Source organism: Pseudomonas sp. S2_C11, from assembly GCF_054668395.1.
On sequence record NZ_CP162765.1, the window covers coordinates 1,569,889 to 1,592,098 of the forward strand.

General features: G+C 60.1%; 26 protein-coding genes. 14 read left to right on the forward strand and 12 right to left on the reverse strand.

Going from position 1 to position 22,210, the window contains the following annotated elements:
- The first annotated feature begins 95 nt into the window (after positions 1 to 95).
- A complete protein-coding gene (locus AB4N48_RS07230; protein WP_460068193.1) occupies positions 96 to 659 on the forward strand; it encodes a DUF4174 domain-containing protein in 564 nt (187 codons plus the stop codon).
- Positions 660 to 941: 282 nt separating this feature from the next.
- Here AB4N48_RS07230 and ampC read toward each other — a convergent pair whose 3' ends face one another.
- Entirely contained in the window at positions 942 to 2,108 is a 1,167-nt protein-coding gene (gene ampC / locus AB4N48_RS07235) for a class C beta-lactamase (protein ID WP_460095045.1), read from the reverse strand.
- Positions 2,109 to 2,268: 160 nt separating this feature from the next.
- Between ampC and AB4N48_RS07240 the strand changes: the two genes are divergently transcribed.
- Positions 2,269 to 3,141, forward strand: coding sequence for a LysR family transcriptional regulator (locus tag AB4N48_RS07240; RefSeq protein ID WP_056788727.1), 873 nt, complete (start codon positions 2,269 to 2,271; stop codon positions 3,139 to 3,141).
- A 129-nt stretch (positions 3,142 to 3,270) separates the two neighbouring features.
- Here AB4N48_RS07240 and gudD read toward each other — a convergent pair whose 3' ends face one another.
- Both gudD and AB4N48_RS07250 read right to left on the reverse strand, forming a co-directional pair.
- Positions 3,271 to 4,614 carry a glucarate dehydratase gene (gudD, locus tag AB4N48_RS07245; protein ID WP_460095046.1) on the reverse strand — a complete coding sequence of 448 codons (1,344 nt, stop codon included), beginning with the start codon at positions 4,612 to 4,614 and terminating at the stop codon, positions 3,271 to 3,273.
- 25 nt (positions 4,615 to 4,639) lie between these two features.
- A complete protein-coding gene (locus AB4N48_RS07250; protein WP_024013478.1) occupies positions 4,640 to 5,986 on the reverse strand; it encodes an MFS transporter in 1,347 nt (448 codons plus the stop codon).
- Positions 5,987 to 6,340: 354 nt separating this feature from the next.
- Here AB4N48_RS07250 and AB4N48_RS07255 point away from each other — a divergent pair, with 354 nt between their 5' ends.
- On the forward strand, positions 6,341 to 7,054 hold the full coding sequence (locus AB4N48_RS07255) for a FadR/GntR family transcriptional regulator (protein ID WP_460095048.1): 714 nt from the start codon (positions 6,341 to 6,343) through the stop codon (positions 7,052 to 7,054).
- 91 nt (positions 7,055 to 7,145) lie between these two features.
- Positions 7,146 to 7,376, forward strand: coding sequence for a hypothetical protein (locus AB4N48_RS07260; RefSeq protein ID WP_460095049.1), 231 nt, complete (start codon positions 7,146 to 7,148; stop codon positions 7,374 to 7,376).
- Between the two features lie 159 nt (positions 7,377 to 7,535).
- Here the strand turns inward: AB4N48_RS07260 and trhP are convergent, their stop codons facing one another.
- Positions 7,536 to 8,864 (reverse strand): prephenate-dependent tRNA uridine(34) hydroxylase TrhP, encoded by a 1,329-nt coding sequence (gene trhP / locus AB4N48_RS07265; protein WP_460095050.1) that lies wholly within the window; start codon positions 8,862 to 8,864, stop codon positions 7,536 to 7,538.
- A 156-nt stretch (positions 8,865 to 9,020) separates the two neighbouring features.
- Between trhP and AB4N48_RS07270 the strand changes: the two genes are divergently transcribed.
- Positions 9,021 to 10,082 carry an AI-2E family transporter gene (locus AB4N48_RS07270; RefSeq protein WP_460095052.1) on the forward strand — a complete coding sequence of 354 codons (1,062 nt, stop codon included), beginning with the start codon at positions 9,021 to 9,023 and terminating at the stop codon, positions 10,080 to 10,082.
- On the opposite strand, the gene AB4N48_RS07275 is transcribed toward AB4N48_RS07270, so the two are convergent.
- The 3 genes from AB4N48_RS07275 to AB4N48_RS07285 all read right to left on the reverse strand — a co-directional run bounded on the left by AB4N48_RS07275 (position 10,079) and on the right by AB4N48_RS07285 (position 11,171).
- On the reverse strand, positions 10,079 to 10,261 hold the full coding sequence (locus AB4N48_RS07275; RefSeq protein WP_041477171.1) for a hypothetical protein: 183 nt from the start codon (positions 10,259 to 10,261) through the stop codon (positions 10,079 to 10,081). The genes AB4N48_RS07270 and AB4N48_RS07275 overlap by 4 nt on opposite strands.
- 103 nt (positions 10,262 to 10,364) lie before the next feature.
- Positions 10,365 to 10,559, reverse strand: coding sequence for a hypothetical protein (locus AB4N48_RS07280; RefSeq protein WP_016770691.1), 195 nt, complete (start codon positions 10,557 to 10,559; stop codon positions 10,365 to 10,367).
- A gap of 231 nt (positions 10,560 to 10,790) precedes the next feature.
- The gene (locus AB4N48_RS07285) at positions 10,791 to 11,171 is read right to left on the reverse strand and encodes a hypothetical protein (protein WP_024013471.1); all 381 of its coding nucleotides are present in this window, start codon (positions 11,169 to 11,171) and stop codon (positions 10,791 to 10,793) included.
- A 243-nt stretch (positions 11,172 to 11,414) separates the two neighbouring features.
- On the opposite strand from AB4N48_RS07285, the gene AB4N48_RS07290 reads away from it, so the two are divergent.
- Together AB4N48_RS07290 and AB4N48_RS07295 are read left to right on the forward strand one after the other, a co-directional pair.
- Positions 11,415 to 12,233 carry a shikimate 5-dehydrogenase gene (locus AB4N48_RS07290; RefSeq protein ID WP_423662253.1) on the forward strand — a complete coding sequence of 273 codons (819 nt, stop codon included), beginning with the start codon at positions 11,415 to 11,417 and terminating at the stop codon, positions 12,231 to 12,233.
- Positions 12,234 to 12,420: 187 nt separating this feature from the next.
- Complete coding sequence (locus tag AB4N48_RS07295; protein ID WP_460095053.1) at positions 12,421 to 12,939, forward strand: cupin domain-containing protein; 519 nt, start codon at positions 12,421 to 12,423, stop codon at positions 12,937 to 12,939.
- 132 nt (positions 12,940 to 13,071) lie between these two features.
- Here the strand turns inward: AB4N48_RS07295 and AB4N48_RS07300 are convergent, their stop codons facing one another.
- Entirely contained in the window at positions 13,072 to 13,716 is a 645-nt protein-coding gene (locus AB4N48_RS07300) for a YceH family protein (RefSeq protein ID WP_150741184.1), read from the reverse strand.
- Between the two features lie 125 nt (positions 13,717 to 13,841).
- Between AB4N48_RS07300 and AB4N48_RS07305 the strand changes: the two genes are divergently transcribed.
- Positions 13,842 to 14,351, forward strand: coding sequence for a DUF1993 domain-containing protein (locus AB4N48_RS07305; protein ID WP_041477165.1), 510 nt, complete (start codon positions 13,842 to 13,844; stop codon positions 14,349 to 14,351).
- A 158-nt stretch (positions 14,352 to 14,509) separates the two neighbouring features.
- Here AB4N48_RS07305 and sstT read toward each other — a convergent pair whose 3' ends face one another.
- Entirely contained in the window at positions 14,510 to 15,742 is a 1,233-nt protein-coding gene (gene sstT / locus AB4N48_RS07310) for a serine/threonine transporter SstT (RefSeq protein WP_095182114.1), read from the reverse strand.
- Between the two features lie 307 nt (positions 15,743 to 16,049).
- On the opposite strand from sstT, the gene AB4N48_RS07315 reads away from it, so the two are divergent.
- The gene (locus AB4N48_RS07315; protein WP_024013467.1) at positions 16,050 to 17,207 is read left to right on the forward strand and encodes an MFS transporter; all 1,158 of its coding nucleotides are present in this window, start codon (positions 16,050 to 16,052) and stop codon (positions 17,205 to 17,207) included.
- Here AB4N48_RS07315 and nhaR read toward each other — a convergent pair.
- Positions 17,202 to 18,101, reverse strand: coding sequence for a transcriptional activator NhaR (gene nhaR / locus AB4N48_RS07320; protein ID WP_016775345.1), 900 nt, complete (start codon positions 18,099 to 18,101; stop codon positions 17,202 to 17,204). The genes AB4N48_RS07315 and nhaR overlap by 6 nt on opposite strands.
- A gap of 133 nt (positions 18,102 to 18,234) precedes the next feature.
- Between nhaR and AB4N48_RS07325 the strand changes: the two genes are divergently transcribed.
- Together AB4N48_RS07325 and AB4N48_RS07330 are read left to right on the forward strand one after the other, a co-directional pair.
- Complete coding sequence (locus tag AB4N48_RS07325; protein WP_024013465.1) at positions 18,235 to 18,477, forward strand: hypothetical protein; 243 nt, start codon at positions 18,235 to 18,237, stop codon at positions 18,475 to 18,477.
- A gap of 29 nt (positions 18,478 to 18,506) precedes the next feature.
- The gene (locus tag AB4N48_RS07330) at positions 18,507 to 19,256 is read left to right on the forward strand and encodes a TerC family protein (RefSeq protein ID WP_071172950.1); all 750 of its coding nucleotides are present in this window, start codon (positions 18,507 to 18,509) and stop codon (positions 19,254 to 19,256) included.
- A 261-nt stretch (positions 19,257 to 19,517) separates the two neighbouring features.
- Here AB4N48_RS07330 and AB4N48_RS07335 read toward each other — a convergent pair whose 3' ends face one another.
- The gene (locus tag AB4N48_RS07335) at positions 19,518 to 19,682 is read right to left on the reverse strand and encodes a hypothetical protein (RefSeq protein WP_252867897.1); all 165 of its coding nucleotides are present in this window, start codon (positions 19,680 to 19,682) and stop codon (positions 19,518 to 19,520) included.
- A gap of 235 nt (positions 19,683 to 19,917) precedes the next feature.
- Between AB4N48_RS07335 and AB4N48_RS07340 the strand changes: the two genes are divergently transcribed.
- The 3 genes from AB4N48_RS07340 (at position 19,918) to AB4N48_RS07350 (ending at position 21,105) form a co-directional block, all read left to right on the forward strand.
- Complete coding sequence (locus tag AB4N48_RS07340; protein ID WP_460095054.1) at positions 19,918 to 20,589, forward strand: cysteine peptidase family C39 domain-containing protein; 672 nt, start codon at positions 19,918 to 19,920, stop codon at positions 20,587 to 20,589.
- A 90-nt stretch (positions 20,590 to 20,679) separates the two neighbouring features.
- Positions 20,680 to 20,886: a DUF6021 family protein gene (locus AB4N48_RS07345; RefSeq protein WP_056788754.1), complete on the forward strand. Its 207-nt coding sequence runs from the start codon at positions 20,680 to 20,682 to the stop codon at positions 20,884 to 20,886.
- Between the two features lie 12 nt (positions 20,887 to 20,898).
- Positions 20,899 to 21,105: a hypothetical protein gene (locus AB4N48_RS07350; protein ID WP_041477156.1), complete on the forward strand. Its 207-nt coding sequence runs from the start codon at positions 20,899 to 20,901 to the stop codon at positions 21,103 to 21,105.
- 54 nt (positions 21,106 to 21,159) lie between these two features.
- Here AB4N48_RS07350 and pbpG read toward each other — a convergent pair whose 3' ends face one another.
- Positions 21,160 to 22,098, reverse strand: a complete 939-nt coding sequence (pbpG, locus tag AB4N48_RS07355; RefSeq protein ID WP_073471341.1) for a D-alanyl-D-alanine endopeptidase — start codon at positions 22,096 to 22,098, stop codon at positions 21,160 to 21,162.
- Between the last annotated feature and the right edge of the window lie 112 nt (positions 22,099 to 22,210).

Sequence of the window (22,210 nt, forward strand, 5' to 3'; positions counted from 1 at the left end):
AGCTTCTGACAGGGCAATGCCTTTTTGCCAGACGCCGCCGGAACAATCGCCACGATGCGCAATCAGTAGTGCGTGGATATCAAAAGGAGATGCGCATGCTCATCAGGTCCCTGACCCTGACCCTCTTGCTGGCAATCGCCGGCCCCCTGTTAGCCGCCGACAGCGATTCACCCCTGGCCGGGGACGTGGGCCGCGCCCGCCCGCTGATCGTGATTGCGCAAAGCACCGTCGACCCGGTCTGGCTGAGCCTGAAAAAGTCACTGGAAGACCCGGCCAACAAAAAGGGCGTCACCGACCGCAACATCAAGGTCTACACCATCCTCAGCATGTCCGGCCAGCTCGACGGCAAGGACATGGGCCAGCAGGACACCATGGCCCTGCTGCGCTCGCTGAAGCTCGGCGCCGGCGCTTATCCAAAAGTGTTCCTGGTGGGCAAGGACGGCGAAACCAAGCTCTCCGCCTCGGGTGACGAAGCCAAGGCATTGAGCCTGGCGAAAATCTTCGAAACCATCGACGCCATGCCCATGGCCGAAAAAGAAGCCGCCGCTGCGGCCGCCGCCGCACAAACACCTGCCGCCACCGAGCCGGAACCGGCCAAAGGCGCGAAGGGCAGCAAACCGGCCAAACCGAGCAAGCCGCCGCAGATGCCGGATGATTGATTGCGCGTTGCGTGAGTGAAGCAAAATCCCTGTGGGAGCTGGTAGACCAGCTCCCACATTTTTTTGTGAAGTGCACAGTTCAAATGTGGGAGCGAGCCTGCTCGCGATAGCGGTTTTTCAGGCGCTGAAAGGTGACTGATCGAGCGCATTCGCGAGTAGGCTCGCTCCCACAAGTCATCTTCTGATCGAAAGTTGTTGCAGCCTGCGACACCTCCAACGTTAACCGAGTGAAAACCCGATCCTGTAGGAGCCGCAGAAGGCTCGGGCCGCGATCTTTTGCTCTTAATCCGCCAACGCCGCGAAAACCGTGTGCGCAATCTTCACCCGTTCGGCATTCGGGTAATTCTTGTTGGCCAGAATCACGATGCCCATGTCCCGCGACGGCACGAACGCTACATACGCACCAAAGCCGCGCGTAGAACCGCTTTTGTTGAACAGCACATTGGCCGGTTCAGCTTGCGGTGGGGTCAGCCACTCGACTTTGTGAGGTTCCATGGCCATGGTGGTCGAGTTGCCGTTTTGCAGTTTTTCCAGGGTGATCGGGTAGGCGTAGCGTTCCCAGCCCAGGCCTTGGGTCATGTCGCCGACGCGGTAATAACCGATGTGGGTGTTGGCGATGGCTTGGTGCAGATCAGGCGCAAGGCTGGCCGGTTTCAGTTGTGCCTGGACGTAACGCAGCAGGTCGGCGGCGCTGGTTTTGATGCCGTAGGCTTCGGCGTCGAGGGCGCCGGGGCTGACGCGCACCGGTTGGTCGGCGCTGTCGTAGCCTTGGGCGTAAAGCTTCGACTGCGCTGACGGTACGCTGAGGAAGGTGTGCTGAAGGCCGAGTTTCGGCAGCAGGGTTTGCGTCATTGCCTGGTCGAACGGCTGGCCGAGGCTTTTCGCCGTCAGGTAGCCGAACAGGCCCAGGCTCGGGTTGGAATACAGGCGATGGCTGCCGGCGGGAAATTGCGGTTTCCACTGCTGGTAATAGCCGAGCATCTTGTCGGAAGAATCCGCCTCGGCAGGAAATTGCAACGGCAGACCGCCAGCACTGTAGGTGCCCAGTTGCAGCACGCTGATGTTGTCGAAGGCGCTGCCCTTGAGCTCAGGCCAGAGCTGGCTGGCCTTGCTCGACAGGTCAAGTTTGCCTGTGGCCTGGGCGTAACCGGCGAGGGTGGCGGTGAAGGTTTTACTCACCGAGCCGACTTCGAACAGGGTGTTTTCACTGACTTTTTGCCCGGTGTCTTTGGCAGCGACTCCGTAATTAAAGTAATGCGCCTGGCCATTCAGCGTGATCGCTACGGTCAGCCCCGGGATGTTGTTTTGCTGCATCACCGGGGTGACGGCTTGGCTGACCAGTGCCTGCAATTGCGCATCCGTCGGCGTTGCGGCATGACAGGCAACGCTGCCGAAGAACAGTGCGAAAGCGCTGTGGGAAAAGACCTTGCTCGGGTTGAAGGAACACATGAGTGAATCACTCTCCATGAGTGTCGTTTGTTGTATCCCGCTACACTGCGGGTGATTTTTTCATCGGGCGGCTGATCAGCGCGGTTAATTTAGGCACTTTGCCGACCTTCGACAAACGATGAAAACTCGCACGAAGCCTTAGAAAAATTTGGGACAACCCATGATTCGACCGCAACTGCCGCTCAACGCTCTGCGCGCGTTTGAAGCTTCGGCACGCCACCTGAGCTTCACCCGCGCCGCCGTCGAACTGTGCGTAACGCAGGCAGCGGTCAGCCATCAGGTCAAAAGCCTGGAAGCGCAGCTCAACCTGACCCTGTTCAAACGCCTGCCCCGTGGGCTGATGCTGACCAGTGAAGGCGAAACCTTGCTGCCGGTGCTCAGCACCTCATTCGACCACATTGCGCAGATGCTTGAGCGTCTGGCCGGTGGGCAGTATCGCGACATGTTGACGGTCGGCGCAGTGGGCACGTTTGCGGTGGGCTGGCTGTTGCCGAGGCTGGCGGACTTTCGGGCGAAATATCCGCTGATCGATTTACGCCTGTCGACCCACAACAACCGGGTCGATGTGGCGGCGGAAGGGCTGGATTACGCGATTCGGTTCGGCGCTGGCGCCTGGCATGGCATTGAGGCGACACGCTTGCTCGATGCGCCGTTGTCGGTGTTATGCGTGCCGGAGATTGCCCGGCAACTGCACGCGCCGGCGGACCTGTTGCAGCAGACCTTGCTGCGTTCCTATCGCACTGATGAATGGCCGCAGTGGTTTCAGGCGGCGGGCCTGGCGACCCAGGCTGCGCCACCGCAAAGCATCGTCTTCGACTCTTCACTGGCGATGATGGAAACGGCGTTGCAGGGCGGCGGCGTGGCGTTGGCACCACCGCTGATGTTCGCCCGGCAACTGGCGGCTGATGCGATTTGCCAGCCGTTCGCGATCGAGATCACCACCGGCAGTTACTGGCTGACGCGGTTGCAGTCGCGAGCGGAAACGGCGGCGATGAACGCGTTCAAGGCGTGGTTACTGCAAGTTTCTGCCTGACACAAACCCCCCCCTTGTGGGAGCGAGCCTGCTCGCGAAAGCGGTGCATCAGCGACAGCACTATCGACTGACCTGACGCCTTCGCGAGCAGGCTCGCTCCCACAATTGAAATCAGCGGCGCCTGCTGGATCACCGCACCAGACACGGCCGTTTGTTATCGAATTTCCACCCCGGAATCAGGAACTGCATCGCCACGCTGTCATCCCGCGCGCCGAGGCCCATGCCTTTGTACAGTTCGTGGGCCTTGGCCACTTGATCCAGATCCAGCTCCACGCCCAGTCCCGGTTTCTGCGGCACTTGCACGCAGCCGTCGACAATTTGCAGCGGTGCCTTGGTCAGGCGCTGGCCGTCCTGCCAGATCCAATGGGTGTCGATGGCCGTGATCTCGCCCGGTGCCGCAGCGGCGACGTGGGTAAACATCGCCAGAGAGATATCGAAGTGGTTGTTGGAATGCGAGCCCCAGGTCAGGCCCCACTCGTGGCACATCTGCGCGACGCGCACCGAACCCTGCATGGTCCAGAAGTGCGGGTCGGCCAGCGGGATGTCCACTGACTGCAACTGAATCGCGTGGCCCATTTCACGCCAATCGGTGGCGATCATGTTGGTCGCGGTTTTCAGGCCGGTGGCGCGACGGAATTCAGCCATGACTTCGCGCCCGGAATAACCGTTTTCCGCGCCGCAAGGGTCTTCGGCGTAGGCGAGCACTTGGTGCTGATCGCGGCACAGACGAATTGCTTCTTTCAGCGACCAGGCGCCGTTCGGATCGAGGGTGATCCGCGCGTCGGGGAAACGCTCGGCCAGTGCCGTGACCGCTTCGATTTCGGCATCGCCGCTGAGCACGCCGCCCTTGAGTTTGAAATCCTTGAAGCCGTATTTGGCATGCGCCGCCTCGGCCAGACGCACGACCGCTTCGGCGGTCATGGCTTTCTCGTGGCGCACGCGGAACCAGTCGTTGTCGGCGTCCGGTTCGCTGCGGTAGGCGAGATCGGTTTCGTGCTGATCGCCAACGTAAAACAGATAACCGAGCATTTTCACTTCGTCGCGTTGCTGACCTTCACCGAGCAGTGCCGCCACCGGCACGTCCAGATGTTGGCCGAGCAGGTCGAGGAGGGCGGCTTCCAGGCCGGTGACCGCGTGAATGGTGATGCGCAGGTCGAACGTCTGCAGACCACGGCCGCCCGCATCGCGGTCGGCGAAGGTCTGGCGCACCTGGTTGAGGATCTTCTGGTAGGTGCCGATGGGGCTGCCGACCACCAGATTGCGCGCGTCTTCCAGGGTCTGGCGAATGCGCTCGCCACCGGGCACTTCGCCGACGCCGGTGTGGCCGGCGTTGTCCTTGAGGATGACGATGTTGCGGGTGAAAAACGGCCCGTGGGCGCCGCTCAGGTTGAGCAGCATGCCGTCGTGACCGGCCACCGGAATGACCTGCATGTCGGTGATGATCGGAGCTTTGGCGGTGTCATGAACAGTCATTATTGTTTTCCTTGTCGAGACGAAGTCAGGCGTGTTTCGGCGCGGCGTCGGCCACAGCCTTTTCAGCAGCGGGTTTCGGCGTGGTGCGCGCGGCGAAGACGATGATTGCGGCGATGATCGAGGTCGCGGCCAGGCCATAGAGGCCGCCCTGAATCGAGCCGGTGTGTTGCTCAAGCAGGCCAAAAGTGGTCGGTGCGACGAAGCCGCCGAGGTTGCCGACCGAGTTGATCAGCGCGATCACTGCCGCCGCGATGCGTGCATCCAGATAAGCCTGGGGAATCGGCCAGAACAGTGACGAGGCGGATTTGAAGCCCAGCGCCGCAAAGCAGATCGCGACGAAGGCGAAGATCGGCCCGCCAGTGGTGGACATGAACATCCCCGCTGCGGCGATCAACAGGGCGGTGGCGACCCAAGCTTGTTGATGTTTCCACTTCGCCGACAGCGAGGCGAAGGCGTACATGCCGACGATCGACAGCAACCATGGAATCGAGTTGAACAGGCCGACCTGCACGTCGCTGAGTTCGCCCATCTTCTTGATGATGCTCGGCAGCCAGAAAGTCGCCGCATAAATGGTCAACTGAATGAAGAAGTAGATCAGGCAGAACAGAATGATCTGCCGGTCCTTGAGCAGTTTGCCCAGCGACGGCCGGATCGGCGTCGCGGCTTCGCGGGCCTTTTGCTCGTCGTCGATGGCGCTGACCAACGCATCCTGTTCGGCGCGGCTCAGCCATTTCGCGTCGTGGGGTTTGGCGTCCAGCCAGAACCAGACAAACACGCACAGGCACACCGAGAACATCCCCTCGATGAAGTACATCCATTGCCAGCCGTGCATGCCCAGCCCATTGATCTGCAGGAGCAGACCGGACAGCGGGCCGGAGATCAGCGAGGCCACGGCAGAGCCGCTGAGGAAGATCGCGATCGCCTTGCCGCGCTCGACGCCGGGCAGCCAACGGGTGAAGTAATAAATCACCCCGGGAAAGAACCCGGCCTCGGCGACACCGAGCAGGAAACGCAGAATATAGAAGTGGGTTTCGTTCTGGATGAAGGCCATGCAGGCCGCGACTATGCCCCAGGTGAACATGATGCGGGTCAGCCAGATGCGTGCGCCGACTTTCTGCAAAAGCATGTTGGACGGCACTTCGAACAGCGCGTAACCGATAAAGAACAGCCCGGCGCCGAAGCCATAGGCGGCAGCACCAATGCCCAGATCGGTTTCCATATGCGTGCGGACGAAGCCGATGTTCACCCGGTCAATGTAATTGACGATGAACATGATCACGAAGAGCGGCAGGACGTGGCGTTTGACTTTGGAGATGGCTGAGGCGAGCGTCGGGTCGACGCTGTCCTGCATCCCGGAGATGGAGGTTTTCACTGATGTTTCTCCCACTGATTATTTTTATGCGGGTAGGGCTGGGTGCTGCGTTGTTGCTAGACATCATACAACTGTAATTTTTTGTCCTACAAGTGGGGAGGGCGATCAAATTCTTCTGATTGTTCGGTTTTTTATGCGAAAACAGGATTTAAGCTTGTATTTATTGATTGTTGCGCCAGTCGAGCGGAGCGCCTTTTTGAGATATGAATGGTGATGCGTGATGGCTGGCTATTGAAAATATTCGACGTAATTGAGTGTTGTCATACAAGTAGATGGCCTATCGACCGCTAAAATCCATCTCAACCGTCATCCCGCAGTGCTACGATCGGCAAGCCCCGATCACCGGAACCGACCATGCAAGAAGACCTCGACGCGCCCGCGCGCAAACGCACGCACAACCTCGCTCATGACCTGGTGGAAAAGCTCACCCAGAGCATCCTGCTCGGACAACTGTCGCCCGGTGACAAGCTGCCTTCGGAGAACTCCATCGTTCAGGAGCACGGCGTCAGCCGCACGGTGGTGCGCGAGGCGATTTCCAAGTTGCAGGCCTCGGGGCTGGTGGAGACGCGCCATGGCATCGGTACTTTCGTCATCGAACGTGCAGCGGAGCAGGGCCTGCGCCTGAATGTCGACACGGCGCTCGGCGTGCGCAGCATTCTTGAGCTGCGCATGGGCCTGGAAACGCAAGCGGCGGCGCTGGCGGCGCAGCGGCGCAGTGAGCAGCAGGTGCAGCAGATGCGTCAGGCGCTGGATGACTATCAACGGATGCTGGCAAACAATGACAGCTGCGTGGAAGCCGATCGGCGTTTTCATCTGCTGATCGCCGAGGCCACTGGCAACGCTTGTTTCAGCGAGATCATGCAGCACCTGGGCAGTGCGATGATCCCGCGCAATCGCCTGAATGCCGCCGAGCGTGGCGCGGCGGATCTGAGCAAGCTCGGGCACTTGGCCAATCTGGAACACGAGGCGATTCTGAATGCGATCAAACGTCAGGACGCCGATGCCGCCCGTGCCGCGATGTGGTTGCACCTGACCAACAGTCGCGATCGCTTTACCGCCCAAGGCTGATGCCGCTGGTCTGATCTATCGCACGCCGTCAACGGTCGCGCTTCCAAACAATACGCCCCGGATAATCCGGGCCAGTATTGTGAGGTGCAGCATGGCTGATGACTCGCTTGTTCCCGGTGGCGTGGCGCCCACCGAGCAGACCCGCCCCGTATCCGGCACTGACGAGCCGACCCTGAGCGATCACGACGCACCGCCGGGCATGGACCCGGGCCGCGACCCGTTGAGCGATGCCGACCGCCCGGATGACTGGAAGAATCCGCCGGATGACGAGGATGTGCCGCCAGCGGATGAGCCGACGCCGTTGTCGGATGATTTGCGCTGAGGTCTGGATTATTCATTGAGTGGGCCGGCCTCTTCGCGAGCAGGCTCGCTCCCACAGTGGATGACACAAACTCCCTGTGGGAGCGAGCCTGCTCGCGAAGACGGCATCGGCTTTGCAGTAAATTACGGCCATGCTGCGAGTGCCAGACAAGATCGCCAGTCAACCAACACGCAAATCCCGCATCAACAACCCAAAGCGCAAATCCACCGCATCCGGAATCGGCACGTACACGGTATGCCCGTCCCCCGGCGCCACTTCGATCGCTTGCCCGCTGACACTCTGCAATTCATGCAGATCAAAATGGAAATTGCCCTTGGGCGTCATCAGTTCCAGATGATCGCCCACGGCAAAACGATTCTTCACTTTCACTTCGGCCAGGCAATCCCGGCGCTCGCCGGTCAGCTCGCCAACGAACTGCTGACGCTCCGACACCGAACTGCCGTGCTGATAGTTCTGATATTCGTCATGGACATGGCGGCGCAGAAAACCTTCGGTGTAGCCGCGCTGGGCCAGCGATTCCAGATCCAGCATCAGGCTGCGATCGAACTCGCGCCCGGCCACGGCATCATCGATCGCCCGGCGATATACCTGGGTGGTGCGCGCGCAGTAGAAATGCGATTTGGTACGGCCTTCGATTTTCAAGGAGTGCACGCCCATGCGCGTCAGCCGTTCGACATGCTGCACCGCGCGCAGGTCCTTGGCGTTCATGATGTAGGTGCCGTGTTCGTCTTCGAACGCCGGCATCAATTCGTCGGGGCGATTGGCTTCCTGGAGCAGGAAGACTTGATCGGTCGGTGCGCCGAGACCCAGCGTCGGCTCGGGCTGAAAGGTCTGGACGATCTCGCCGAGCTGGTTTTCCGTGGCTTCTTGCGCCGTGTACTTCCAGCGGCAAGCGTTGGTGCAGGTGCCCTGATTGGCATCGCGCTTGTTCATGTAACCGGAAAGCAGGCAGCGCCCGGAATAGGCCATGCACAGCGCGCCATGCACGAACACCTCCAGCTCCATGCCCGGCACCTGCTCGCGGATTTCACCGATTTCTTCGAGCGAGAGTTCGCGCGACAGGATGATCCGGCTCAGCCCCTGTTGCTGCCAGAACTCGACGCTCGCCCAATTCACCGTATTGGCCTGCACCGACAGGTGAATCGGCATCTGCGCAAAGTGCTGGCGCACCAGCATGATCAGGCCCGGGTCGGACATGATCAGCGCATCCGGGGCCATCTCGATCACTGGCGCCAGATCCTTGAGAAACGTCTTCAGCTTGGCGTTGTGCGGGGCGATGTTGACCACGACGTAGAAGCGCTTGCCCTGCGCCTGCGCCTCACGGATGCCCAGCGCCAGGTTGGCATGATCGAACTCGTTGTTGCGCACCCGCAGGCTGTAGCGCGGCTGGCCGGCGTAGACCGCATCGGCGCCGTAGGCGAAGGCGTAGCGCATGTTTTTCAGGGTGCCGGCGGGGGCGAGAAGCTCGGGGGCGATGAGAGTCTGCATTTGGATGTCGGTCGCAAAAGCCGCGCAGGGTAGGGCAGCTGTTGCGAGGGTTCATTGATCTGGATCTATGCTCCATGAATAAACATGGCACTCGCGCGCTCGGCGGCTGACTAAGTGGGGCGGGCGTGCGTGACGCCTGACTGACATGGACCGGATATGAACGAAGAGAGTCTGCAATTCAAATCCCTGACGGTGCTGCTGGTGCTGGTCACGGTGGCCTTTATCTGGATTCTGTTGCCGTTCTACGGCGCGGTATTCTGGGCTGTCATCCTCGGCATTCTGTTTGCGCCGGTACAGCGCAGGTTGCAGCAGAAGTTCGGCTGGCAACGCAACGTGACGTCGCTGTGCACCTTGAGCCTGTGCCTGGTGGTCGCGATTCTGCCGGTGATCATCGTCAGCATCCTGCTGGTCCAGGAAGGGGCGACTGTCTACAAGAACATTGAAAGCGGCGAGCTGGACATCGCTGCGTATCTGGCGCAGTTCAAGCACAGCCTGCCGCCTTACTTTCAGCACTTGCTCGACCGCTTTGGCATGGGCGAACTCGACAGCTTGCGCGAGAAGATCGTCAAAGCGGCGATGCAGGGCAGCCAGGCGCTGGCGACTCAGGCGTTCAGTTTCGGCCAGGGCACGTTCGAATTCGTGGTGAGCTTTTTCATCATGCTGTATCTGCTGTTTTTCTTTCTGCGTGACGGCCCCGAGCTGGCGCGCAAGATGCGCACTGCTGTGCCGCTGGAAGAAAACCACAAGCGCCGCCTGCAACTGAAGTTCAACCGCGTGGTGCGTGCCACGGTCAAGGGCAACGTGGTCGTGGCCGTGACCCAGGGCGCGCTGGGCGGGCTGATTTTCTGGTTTCTCGACATTCCCAGCGCATTGCTCTGGGCGGTGCTGATGGCGTTTCTGTCGCTGTTGCCAGCGGTGGGCGCGGGGATTGTCTGGGCGCCGGTGGCGGTGTACTTCCTGCTCAGCGGCATGATCTGGCAGGGCGTGGTGCTGGGCTTGTTCGGCGTATTCGTGATCGGCCTGGTCGACAACGTGCTGCGCCCGATTCTGGTGGGCAAGGATACGAAAATGCCCGATTACCTGATTCTGGTCTCGACCCTCGGCGGCCTCGCGGTCTTCGGCCTCAACGGCTTTGTGATCGGGCCGCTGATTGCCGCATTGTTCCTGTCGAGCTGGGCGCTGTTCGTCGAGACCAAGCCCAAGGTGCAACTGCCTTAAGCATGAAACGTGCTGCTGGCGACCTGTTGCGACAAGGCCTGCGCCGCTGGTAACGAGGTGAGCGGGCCGCTGATCGGCTCGCCATCGCGCACCAGATACCAGCAAGCGAGCAAACCGGATGCACGCAGCGAAGCGGGAACTGCGCTGCCGATGACCGACATGATTTGAACCTGTGCCATGGGAAAACCTCCATCAAACTGATGGGGCTACCTTAGGGATTTGCCGGCACGACGGACAATCAACGCTTTCGATAGTGGTCATTGATGCCAGTGAGGTCTGGCGTCATTCGACCACTTGATCGAGCATGTGCATGACTTCGCGCTCATTGAGCAGGCCCTTGTGCACGAGGTTCTCGGCGAGCAGGGACAGCAGCTTGGCGCAGCGATGGCCTTCCAGGTGCTTGAGCTCGGTGAGCGCGCTGTACACCTTGCTCGAGGTGCACAGACCGACTATGCGGTGCGGGTTTTGTGTGGGCATACAGTCGTCCTTGTTGTTATCGATCTGTTGTTTACGGACGGATTCAGATTGCGGTTCCGTCATGACAAAGCGGTGACCGTTTGATGAAAAAAATCACTACGGTCGATTCCATCATGCCGACTTTAGCTGCTCAAACTGTTCTCACAGCGACCTTGGCGAGATTTTTTCAGACGTTGGCCGACCAGCGGTCATAAAAAAAGCCCCGCTCGAAAGCAGGGCTCTGTATTGCGCTTACCAGCGTGGACCGCCGTAGTAGCCATGCGGGCCGCCGTAGTAGCCGTGGGGGCGACCGTAATAACCACGAGGCGGACCGTAATAGACGGGGGCCGGCTGCACGTAAACCGGTTGCTGCACATACACCGGCGCCGGCTGGTAATAGACCGGCGGTGGCGGTTGCTGCACGTAGACCGGTTGCGGCTGTACATAAACCGGCTGCTGCTGCACGTACACCGGCCGATCCTGGTTGATCAGTGCCGAGCCGATGATGGCCGAGCCGACGATCGCGCCAAACACTGCAGGGCCCTGCCAGCCATGGCCACCACCCGCTTCAGCCTGGCCGGTGACGGCAAGTGCGCCAATCAACAAAGCCATGATGGGAAGTTTACGAATCATGATAAGTCCTCGGTTCTTCGACCCGGCGCCGCGGCCTGAATCAGGCCCACAGTTGTCGCGGGGATACAGCTAAGACAGCAAATTTGCGAAATTCAGCACAGCCGCTGGGTAAATTTTGTGTAAGGTCTGTAGCGGCTTCTTTACCCGGCTGCGCAGCGCCACAGACAAGCCGCAATGATGATTCAGAACCCGGTGGGCTGGCCAATCCCGTCCATCCGAAAGTGCGTTTGAAGGAGAAGTTTCATGCAGATGAACCCGAACAAAGACACCCAATTGTGCATGTCCCTGTCCGGGCGGCCGGGGAATTTCGGTCTGCGTTTTCACAACCATTTGTATGAACAGCTGGGCCTGAACTTCTACTACAAGGCGTTCAGCAGCCAGGACCTGACCGGCGCGGTCGGTGGCATCCGGGCACTGGGCATTCGTGGCTGCGGCGTGTCCATGCCGTTCAAGGAAGCCTGCATTGCGCTGGTCGATGAGCTGGATGCGTCGGCGGCGGCGATCCAGTCGATCAACACCATCGTCAACACTGGCGGCCACCTCAAGGCCTACAACACCGATTACATCGCCGTCGCGCAATTGCTGGAAAGCAACGCGGTGCCGAAGGATTCCACCTTCGCCCTGCGCGGCAGCGGCGGCATGGCCAAAGCGGTGGCCAGCGCCCTGCGCGATGGTGGCTACAAGAACGGTTTGATTGTCGCCCGTAACGAGCGGGCCGGCCGCGCCCTGGCGGATTCGCTGGGTTATCGCTGGCAGGCCGAGCTGGGTGACGAGCGCCCTCAGATGCTGATCAATGTCACCCCGGTAGGCATGGACGGCGGGCCGGAGGCGGGGCAACTGGCGTTCGATCCTGAAGTGATCAAAGCGGCTGAGACTGTATTCGACGTGGTGGCGATCCCTTCGGAGACGCCGCTGATTGTGCGGGCGCGGGCCGAGGGCAAGCGAGTGATTACCGGGCTTGAGGTGATTGCGATTCAGGCGCTGGAGCAGTTTGTCCTGTACACCGGGGTGCGGCCGAATGAGGCTCAGTTTGCGGCGGCGGTGGATTTTGCGCGTAGCTGATTGATCTTTTAGTGGCTGGGCTGGCCTCTTCGCGAGCAGGCTCGCTCCCACAGGTTGAGCTGGAATGCGATTGAATGTGGGAGCGAGCCTGCTCGCGAAGGCCGCGCTGCGGTTCTGGATCACTATCTATAATCCTCGCCAGCACGCACAGATGTGCCCACCACAAAAACCATAACCGAGGCCGCCCATGCATCCGCCCATCCTCAATCTCAACGAGGTCGAACTCGAAGCCCTTCCCGAAGCCCTGGCCCCTGAAGGCGAAACCGCCGGGCGTTATCAGCAGCGTTTCGCGCGGATCGGCCAGCAACTCGGTGCGCAGAAACTCGGTTACCGTCTGTACGCGCTGCCAGCAGGCATGCGCGGTAGTCCATTCCACAGCCATCGGGTCAATGAGGAGATGTTCTACATGGTGGCCGGGGAGGGCGAGGTGCGGTTGGGAGGTGAGCGTTTTCCGATCCGCGCCGGTGATGTGATCGCCTGCCCACCGGGAGGACCGGAAAAGGCTCACCAGATCATCAATACCAGCGCGGATGAGCTGCGTTATCTGGCGATCAGCACTCAGCAGCAGCCGGAGATCTGCGAGTATCCGGATTCGAACAAGTATGCGGTGATGGATAATTTCACGGTGGATGCCGAGGGCAAGGCCTCGGGCTTTGTCGCTGTCGCGCGGCAGGTGGATGGGGTGGATTATTGGGATGGGGAGTGATGCGGGCTGCTGAATATCGCGCAGACCCTGTGGGAGCGAGCCTGCTCGCGAAGGCGGCGGGTCATCCAAGATCGTGGTGACTGACACTACGCTTTCGCGAGCAGGCTCGCTCCCACAGAGGTTCTGTTGCGATTATTCGAGGCGGGCCAGGCGTTCTTCCAGTGCGGCGATCCGCGCTTCCAGTTCTTCGATACGCTCCAGGGAAACGCCAGCGCTCGAGCGCTCCCCAGGATTTTGCCGCGCCGCCAATATTGCCTCGACATCCGCCGGGTCGCCCAGGGCATGGGTATAACGATCCTCACGCTGCCCGGCCTGACGCGGAATCAATACCGCCAGACCGCGTGCGATCAGCCGTTCAAGCTGATGAACCACCTGCTCGGCGTCCTCGAACTCGTGCATGCGCCCGCTGCGAGTCAGCAGTTCGTTGACGGTCTGCGGACCGCGCAGAAACATCAAACCCGTCAGAATCACCTGTGCTGGCACCAGTTCCAGCGCCTTGTCGACCTTGTGCTCCCAGCGGTCGGCGCGGCTGCCCATCACCAGCCGGGTGAAACCTCGACCTTCCAGCGCCCGCAGGCTCTGCCCGACCTGACCCTGATTGAGGTTCATCACCGGCTCGCGACTGGTTTTCTGATTGCAGGCCAGCACCAGTGCGTTGAGGGTCAGCGGATAGGTTTCGGGGCTGGTGGCCTGTTTTTCGATCAGCGCACCGAGAATGCGGATTTCCGTGGCATTTAACCGTGGCTGTTCGGAGGTGGATTCTTGTTCGTTGCTCATCGCGCGTTCCCTCTGCAGTCGAAGCCGCCTAGCCTAATCCTTGCCAAACAAAAGGCAAGCCGTGTGCTCATCAAGCATGGCTATAATCGCCACCACGTATTACCCAGCCATCACATGAGACTGCCATGACCATTTCACTGTACGCCGCATCCGTCCCGGTTTTTCAACAAATGCTCAACGCCCTGAGCGATGTGCTGAAAAAGGCCGAAGCCCACGCCAGCGCGAAAAACATCGACCAGAGCGTCTTCCTGCAAGCGCGTCTGTACCCGGACATGTTCCCGCTGGTGCGTCAGGTGCAGATCGCCGTGGATTTCGCCAAAGGCGTGTCGGCGCGTCTGGCCGAAGTCGAACTGCCGAAGTACGACGACACTGAAACTACCTTTGCCGAACTGCAAGCGCTGATCACCAAGGTTCTGGCCTTCATTGGCGAGATCAAGCCAGAGCAGATCGACGGCAAGGAAGGCATCGAAATCGTGACCCGTCCGGGCACGCCGAAAGAGAAGCGCTTCAGTGGTCAGGCGTATCTGCTGACTTACGGCCTGCCGCAGTTCTTCTTCCACGTTACCACCACCTACGCGCTGCTGCGTCATAACGGCGTTGAAGTGGGCAAGCGCGATTACATGGGCGCGTTCTAAACACCCGGATACGAAAAAGCCCGCCAAGGTTCGCGCCTTGGCGGGCTTTTGTTTTTCTGTGGGAGCGAGCCTGCTCGCGAATGCAGCGTATCAGGCGATATTAATGCTGAATGTCTCGCCCCTTTCGCGAGCAGGCTCGCTCCCACAAGGTAAGGCGGTTACGCCGTACGCTGAGCCTTCTCTTCCTCGCCCAGGCAAGCCGCCGCTGTAAACAGCACGTCAGTCGACGAGTTCAGCGCGGTCTCCGCCGAATCCTGCAGCACGCCAATAATGAAGCCCACCGCCACGACCTGCATGGCAATCTCGCTCGGGATGCCGAACAGGCTGCACGCCAGCGGAATCAGCAGCAGCGAACCACCGGCCACGCCCGAGGCACCACAGGCGCAAATGGCTGCGACGACGCTGAGCAGGATTGCGGTCGGAATGTCCACTGCGATGCCTAAAGTGTGCACCGCCGCCAGGGTCAGCACGGTAATGGTGATCGCCGCACCGGCCATGTTGATGGTCGCGCCGAGCGGGATCGATACCGAGTAGGTGTCTTCGTGCAGGCCCAGGCGCTTGCTCAATTCCAGATTGACCGGAATGTTCGCCGCCGAGCTGCGGGTGAAGAACGCGGTAATGCCGCTTTCACGCAGGCACATCAGGGTCAGCGGGTACGGATTGCGGCGCAGCTTCCAGAACACGATCAGCGGGTTCATCACCAGCGCGACGAACAGCATGCAGCCCAGCAGCACCGCCAGCAGGTGCGCGTAGCCGAGCAGCGCGCCGAAACCGGAGGTGGCCAGTGTCGACGCGACCAGGCCGAAGATGCCCAGCGGCGCGAAGCGAATGACCACACGGACGATCACGGTGACGCCGTTGGACAAGTCACCCAGCACCTCGCGGGTGGTGTCGCCGGCATGCCGGATGGCAATGCCCATACCGATCGCCCAGGCCAGAATGCCGATGAAGTTGGCATTCATCAGCGCGCTGACCGGGTTGTCGACGACGCTCAGCAACAGGCTTTGCAGCACCTCACTGATGCCGCCGGGCGCAGTGACCGCAACGTTTTCCGTCGAAAGCACCAGATTCGACGGAAAGCTCATGCTGGCAACCACGGCCACCACCGCTGCGGCGAAAGTGCCCAGCAGGTAGAGGAACAGGATCGGCCGGATGTGGGTTTCCTGGCCGTGCTTGTGGTTGGCGATCGAGGCCATCACCAGCACGAACACCAGAATCGGCGCCACGGCTTTCAACGCCGAGACAAACACCTTGCCGATGAACGCGGTGGACTTCGCCAGCTCCGGTGCAATCAGGGCCAGGGCAATACCGGCGATCAGACCAATGACGATTTGGCTGACCAGACTCAGGCGTTTCAGGCGTTGCAGTAACGAAGGGGATGAAGCGGTCATAGCGGCATCTCTGTTTTTTATAGGGTGCGAAGCGTCGTGGGCAGTCACGAAACGCCTGTCGAAGTGACATCAACGCCGCCAAACGGCACGTTGAACGGCTGTACGATTTTCAGGGCGCGGACTTTATCACAGCCTAGGCGTGAACCTTCAGGCCTGTGACGATCTGCCACCGGATCGGCCCGGCAGATCGGCAGTTTTGGGCAACTCAGTGCGGACGCAGTCTGTTAAGCTTCGCCATCCTCATTTTCAAGTTCTGCCAGCGGGCCTCCGGGTCATCGCTGGTGTCGTCGTTTTGCTGGAGTTGCGCATGCTGTTGCCTATTCTTCTGTTGTCCGCCGCCGGGTTCACGGTGCTGACCACGGAATTCGTCATTGTCGGCCTGTTGCCGGCGATCGCCCGAGACCTCGAAGTCAGCATCCCGCAAGCCGGGCTGCTGGTGACCTTGTTCGCCTTTACCGTGGCGCTGTTCGGCCCGTTCCTGACCGCGTATTTCGCCCGATTCGAACGGCGCAAACTGTTCATCAGCATCCTGATCATGTTTGGTCTGGCCAATACCGTGGCAGCGTTGGCGCCGAACATCTGGGTGATGGCCATCGCGCGTCTGATTCCGGCGTTGGGTTTGCCGGTGTTCTGGGCCTTGGCCAGCGAGACGGCGGTGGATATCGTCGGCCCGGATTTCGCCGGCCGCGCCATCGCCAAGATCGGTTTCGGCATCGTCTGCGCTACGGTGTTCGGCATTCCGGTCGGTACGCTGATTTCCGACGCGTTCGGCTGGCGCAGCGCCTTCGGCATTCTGGCGTTGATCGCGTTTGCCAAAGCCTTGCTGCTGTTTGTCTACCTGCCGAAAACCAGTCTGCACCAGCATCAGGTCAGCTTCCGTTCGCAGTTCAAGATCCTGCGCAGCCCGCTGATGCTCGGCCATATCTTGTTGTCGATTCTGGTGTTCAGCGGCATGTTCACCGCTTACACCTACCTTGCCGACATCCTCGAACGACTTGCCGGATTCAACGGCACCGTGGTCGGCTGGTGCCTGATGGCGTTTGGCGCAGTCGGGCTGATCGGCAACTCGCTTGGCGGGCGTGCGGTGGATCGGCATCCGCTGGGGGCGTCGGTGTTGTTCTGTGCGTTCATGATCGCGGGCATGGTCTCGCTGGTGCCGAACATTCATTCGCCAGTCGGCCTGGCGGTGGCGATGGGCATTTGGGGCGTGACCCAGGCGGCGTTGTTCCTGGTCAGCCATGTGCGCCTGATGAAAGCCGCGCCGGAAGCGCCGGCCTTCGCCGCGTCGCTGAACATCGCCGGAGCCAATCTCGGCATCGGCCTGGGCGCGATGGTCGGCGGCCGGGTGATCGACAGTGCCGGGCTGGGCTTTCTCGGCTTTGCCGCTGCCGGCTTCATTTTGCTTTCGGTGTTCCTCGCCATGGTGCTGATGACGCTGAAGCCGCGTGAAGTCTGCGCTTCATAACCCGGTAAACAGCTCGCGTCGGGCGCCCTCGGTAATCGCTACGATGCCAGGGTGCTTGACCTTGCGCTCCACCGAGATGGCATAGAACGACTCGCTCACGGCGTCGGTCTGGCCGATCAACTCGACGCCGTACTGGCGCTTCACTTCCTCGGCAATCACGCTCGGGCCAATAAAAATCCCGCTGCCGGATTGGCCGAAGGCCTGCATCAAAGCACTGTCATCGAACTCGCCGACAATCTGCGGCTGGATCTGCTGTTCGGCGAACCAGCGCTGCAAACGGCTGCGCACCACGGTTTCCGCGCCGGGAATCAGCAACGGTGCGCCGTGCAGGCTTCGCGGGAAATCCTGGCCATACTGCGCGGCAAGTTCGGCGGTGGCGAAGAAGCTGATCCCGCACTCACCGAGCTTCTGGCTGTAGCCTTTGATGTCCAGATGCGAAGGCATCGGGCTGTCGGAAATCACCAGATCCAGACGCTGGATGGCCAGATCAGCGAGCAGACGTTCGAGTTTGTCTTCGCGACAGGTGATGCGCAGCGGCTCGCTCAATTCCATGGTCGGCGCGATCAGGCGATAAACAATGGATTTGGGCACCACGTCGGCCACGCCGACGCGAAAGAGGATCTGCTGCTCGTTGGGCTGCGCTCGCAGCATCAGCTCCAGCTCGCCGCCCAGTTGAAACATCTGCTCGGCGTAGGGCAGGGCCTGGCGCCCGGCTTCCGTGAGCTCCAGCTGTCGGCCAACCCGGCGAAACAATTCCACGCCATAGGTTTGTTCGAGCAGTGAAATCTGTCCGCTGATCGTCTGTGGCGTCAGGTTCAGCTGCTCGCACGCCCGGACGATGCTGCCGGTTTTGGCTACAACCCAGAAGTAATGCAGTTGTCGGTAATTGAGCATAGTGATGGCCACTTCGTGAAAACCGAAGTATAGCCGCTAAAAATACGAATTTTCCTGAAGTGTTCATCTCCCTAGAATGCCCAGCCATCGACGGCCGGTGTGTGCGCCTGTCTGTTCATTCGAAGGAAACCTTATGAAATACACATTTCCCGCAGTGATGTTTGCGTCTTTACTGGTTCTGGCCGGTTGTGATCAGGCGGAAAAAAGCGCCCAACAACTGATGGGCGCGGCGGCTGAAACCGCCAAACAAGCAATCGACGACACCCATAAAGCCGCTGAGCAAGCGCTCAGCGATGCCACTGGTGGTTTGATCGAGAAAAAAGAAACACCGGAAAAACAAGCGGAAGAATCCGAATCTTCCTCCAAGACCATCTAAACCGTCTTACACAGAGTCAGGACTGACCCATGGAATATCTGTTAGAACTCGCCGCCAGCCCCACCGCTTGGGTTGCTTTGGCCACACTGGTGGTAATGGAAATCGTGCTCGGCATCGATAACCTGATCTTTATTTCGATCCTGACCAACAAATTGCCCGAACAGCATCGGCAGAAGGCGCGTCGTATCGGTATCGGCATGGCCCTGATTCTGCGTCTGGCCCTGTTGAGCACCATCGCGTTCATCGTGCAGTTGACCGAGCCTGTGATCGAAATCCTTGGCCAGGCGTTCTCCTGGAAGGACATGATCCTGATCGCCGGTGGCCTGTTCCTGGTGTGGAAGGCCACGACCGAGATCCATCACAGCATGGACCCGTCGCCGGAAGACCCGAAGACCGCGACTTCGACCGTAACCCTGGGTTTTGCCGCGGCCATCGGTCAGATCCTGATGCTCGACATGGTGTTCTCGATCGACAGCATCATTACCGCTGTCGGCATGACCGAACACTTGCCGATCATGATCATCGCGGTGGTGGTGTCGGTGCTGGTGATGCTGCTGGCGGCTGATCCGCTGGCCAAGTTCATCAACGACAACCCGACGGTGGTCATGCTGGCGCTGGGCTTCCTGATCATGATCGGCATGACGCTGATCGCCGAAGGCTTCGGCGCTCACGTACCGAAAGGTTATGTGTACGCAGCCATGGCGTTCTCGGCGGGCATCGAAGTGTTGAACATGATGTCGCGCCGGGCGAAGCAGAAGAAGGTTGCTCAGCAGGCGTAAACGCTGACAACAAAAAAACCGCCTGGGCTGGTTGAGCTCAGGCGGTTTTTTTTCGCTTTGGTGTTGGGGGGTGTGGTTTAGAGCTTGCCCCTCATCGGAACGCCGCCCGCCCAGCCCTCTCCCGAGGGAGAGGGGGCCGATTGGGGGGGCTTTTCAGATCCTGAGTTCGGCTGGATATTTCACGTCGACCTAATTCGGAAGAACAACCCGGTCAGTTCCCTCTCCCTCCGGGAGAGGGCCAGGGTGAGGGGCTCTTGATCTTCAATGCGCAGCAGCGTGCCGCACTGGATGCTTCTCTGTTTCCTCAACCGGCATCGTCTGCACCGGATGATGCCGCCGCGAAATCCGCAGCACACCCCACAACATGGCAGTCGCCACGGCCAGCCAGCCGGCTATCAACATTACGATGGTCATGGTCAGGCTCATTGGTGCCTCCTCTTCGCCCTGCGTCGGGCGCTCGCTTTTCGCAATTCGCTCTATTTCAGTGACAGTCTAGTCAATGGGGTGTTTCAAGCTATTGACCAAAGGTCGTTAGTGACCAATCAGTTTGCTCTATGCAATCGCCCGCTCTGCCGTTTAAGGCTATACCTCTGGCGGGTGCGGCTCTATGATCGCTGGCGTTGCCGGAACACGATGACCGGCGTCTGGAAGAGAGTGATTGATGGTGCAGGTATTTTCTCGAGTGCGCGGAGCGTTGCTTGCCGGCGCTTGCGCGGTGGTGCTGAGCGGATGTGCGGGCAACGTAGCGCCAGAAGTCAAACGCTTGCCAGAGCGAGTTGAACTCAGCGGCACCTTCTATCGTGGCGAAGCCAACCAGAGTGGGCCACAGGTGCTGGCCAGTCTGCTGTCGCAACAAGGCATCGTCATCACCCCGGGCCTTCTGGAAAAACCGCTGCACTTGCCGGGCGCTGAGGACAAGCTGCAGCAGAACATGCAGAACCTCGCCCGCGAATATGGCCTGGTGGTTTATCCGCTCGACAGCGAGCTGCCAGCCTTGCTGACCCAGGTCGCGGCGGGCTATCCGGTCATGGTACGTTTCAGCGAAGGTTCGGCATTCTGGGCCGAGCCGCGTTACGCGATCCTGTCCGGCTACGACCGCAACAAACAGAAGGTCCTGCTGCGCGCCGGCATGAATCGTCGGCAGTTGATGGATTTCGGCAGCTTTCAAGCAGCGCTCGAAAAGGCCGGTGGCTGGGCGATCCTGATTCAGAAACCGTCGCAGATCCCGGCTGCCGTCGACCGCTCCCTTTGGCTGAAAGCCGCCGATGAACTGGCCCAGGCCGGTGAAGAAAACGCTGCGGCGCAGGCGCGAAAGGCTCTGGCGGCGCAATAAACCTCCGTTCGTCATCTGCCGGGCACGACTGCGCCGGGCCGGCCTCTGAAGATTAATGCCCGTGCTTCGCGGGTGAATCAAGGAGGCAACATGGCAGATTCCCAAACCCCGAAAGGCCCACACTCGTCCGAACATTCCTCGGGCGATGATCTGGGCTTCGATCCGGATTCGCCGGACCTCGAGGATCCGCAAGTTGATCCGGTCGGTCCGGCTAAGGCCCCGCAGGATGTCGAGCCCGGTGAAGATCCGAAGAAACCGGCCAAGCCCTATGATCCGTTAGCCGATCTGAAACCTTGATGTGAGGTGCGTATGAGTACCGATTCAAGCTTCGATGACCACAAACCTGACAGCGTACCGACCACGCCGGAGCCGGAGGTTGATCCGGTGCTGGACCCGGACAGCCCGATGCGCGACCCGATGGCGCGGCCAAATGTGCTGACGCCGGACGTTTCGCCAGAGCCGAGCTCGGGCGATGGCATTCCTGATGACGACAAGATGCCACTGCCCAACGACTGACGCGCAGACGAAAAAAAGCCCCGAACATTCGGGGCTTCTTCATGATTGCCGGATCTACTTTGCCGCTTCGACCACGCCGCTCTGACGGCTCTTGAGGTTCTTGTCGGCTTTGTACTGCTGTGCCACCGCTGGAACACTGGCGCTGCGCCCGGTTTCCACCCAGCTGCGGATACGGCTGGCGTCGGCAAAATGCGTGTATTTGCCGAACGCATCGAGAATGACCAGGGCGACCGGACGGTTGCCCATCTTCGTCACCAGCACCAGGCAATGGCCGGCCGGGTTGGTAAAACCGGTCTTGGTAATCTTGATGTCCCAATCGGCCTTATTGACCAAGTGGTCGGTATTGCGGAAGCCCAAAGTGTAGTTGGGCTTGCGGAACGCCACGGTCTTTTCCTTGGTGGTGGTCAGTTGCACCAGAAGCGGTTGCTTGTGCGCGGCCACCAGCAATTTGCTCAGGTCGCGGGCGGTGGAAACGTTGCGCTCTGACAGCCCGGTCGGCTCGACAAAGTGCGTGCTGGTCATGCCCAGCGCCTTGGCCTTGGCGTTCATTGCCGCGATAAAAGCAGCGTAGCCACCTGGATAGTGGTGCGCGAGGCTGGCGGCGGCACGGTTTTCCGAAGACATCAAGGCGATCAGCAGCATCTCGCGGCGAGGCAGCTCACTCTTGAGTTTGACGCGGGAGAACACACCCTTCATTTCCGGAGTATTCCTGATGTCGACATCGATCCATTCGTCCATGTTCTGTCGAGCTTCCACCACGACAAGGCCAGTCATCAACTTGCTGACGGAAGCGATCGGTACGATCACGTCAGGGTTGCTGGAATAAATGACTTTGTTGGTCTGCATATCCATGAGCAGGGCGCTGCCAGACGCGATCTTCAATGTCGAAGCGTCACGTGGAGCAGCGGTGGTTTCCGCAGCGTTGATCGTTGGCGTGATGAATGTGCCTGTAACAGCAAACAACAGGCTCAGAATCGAGAGACGAATTTTCACGCGGGCGAACTCTAAAAGGTTGGATATACCGTTAGTTTGTAACGGGTTATTTCTCAAAACCGGCGCATTTTAGGAGTATGGCTGAAGAACTGTCGATGGTTGTTTGTAAGAC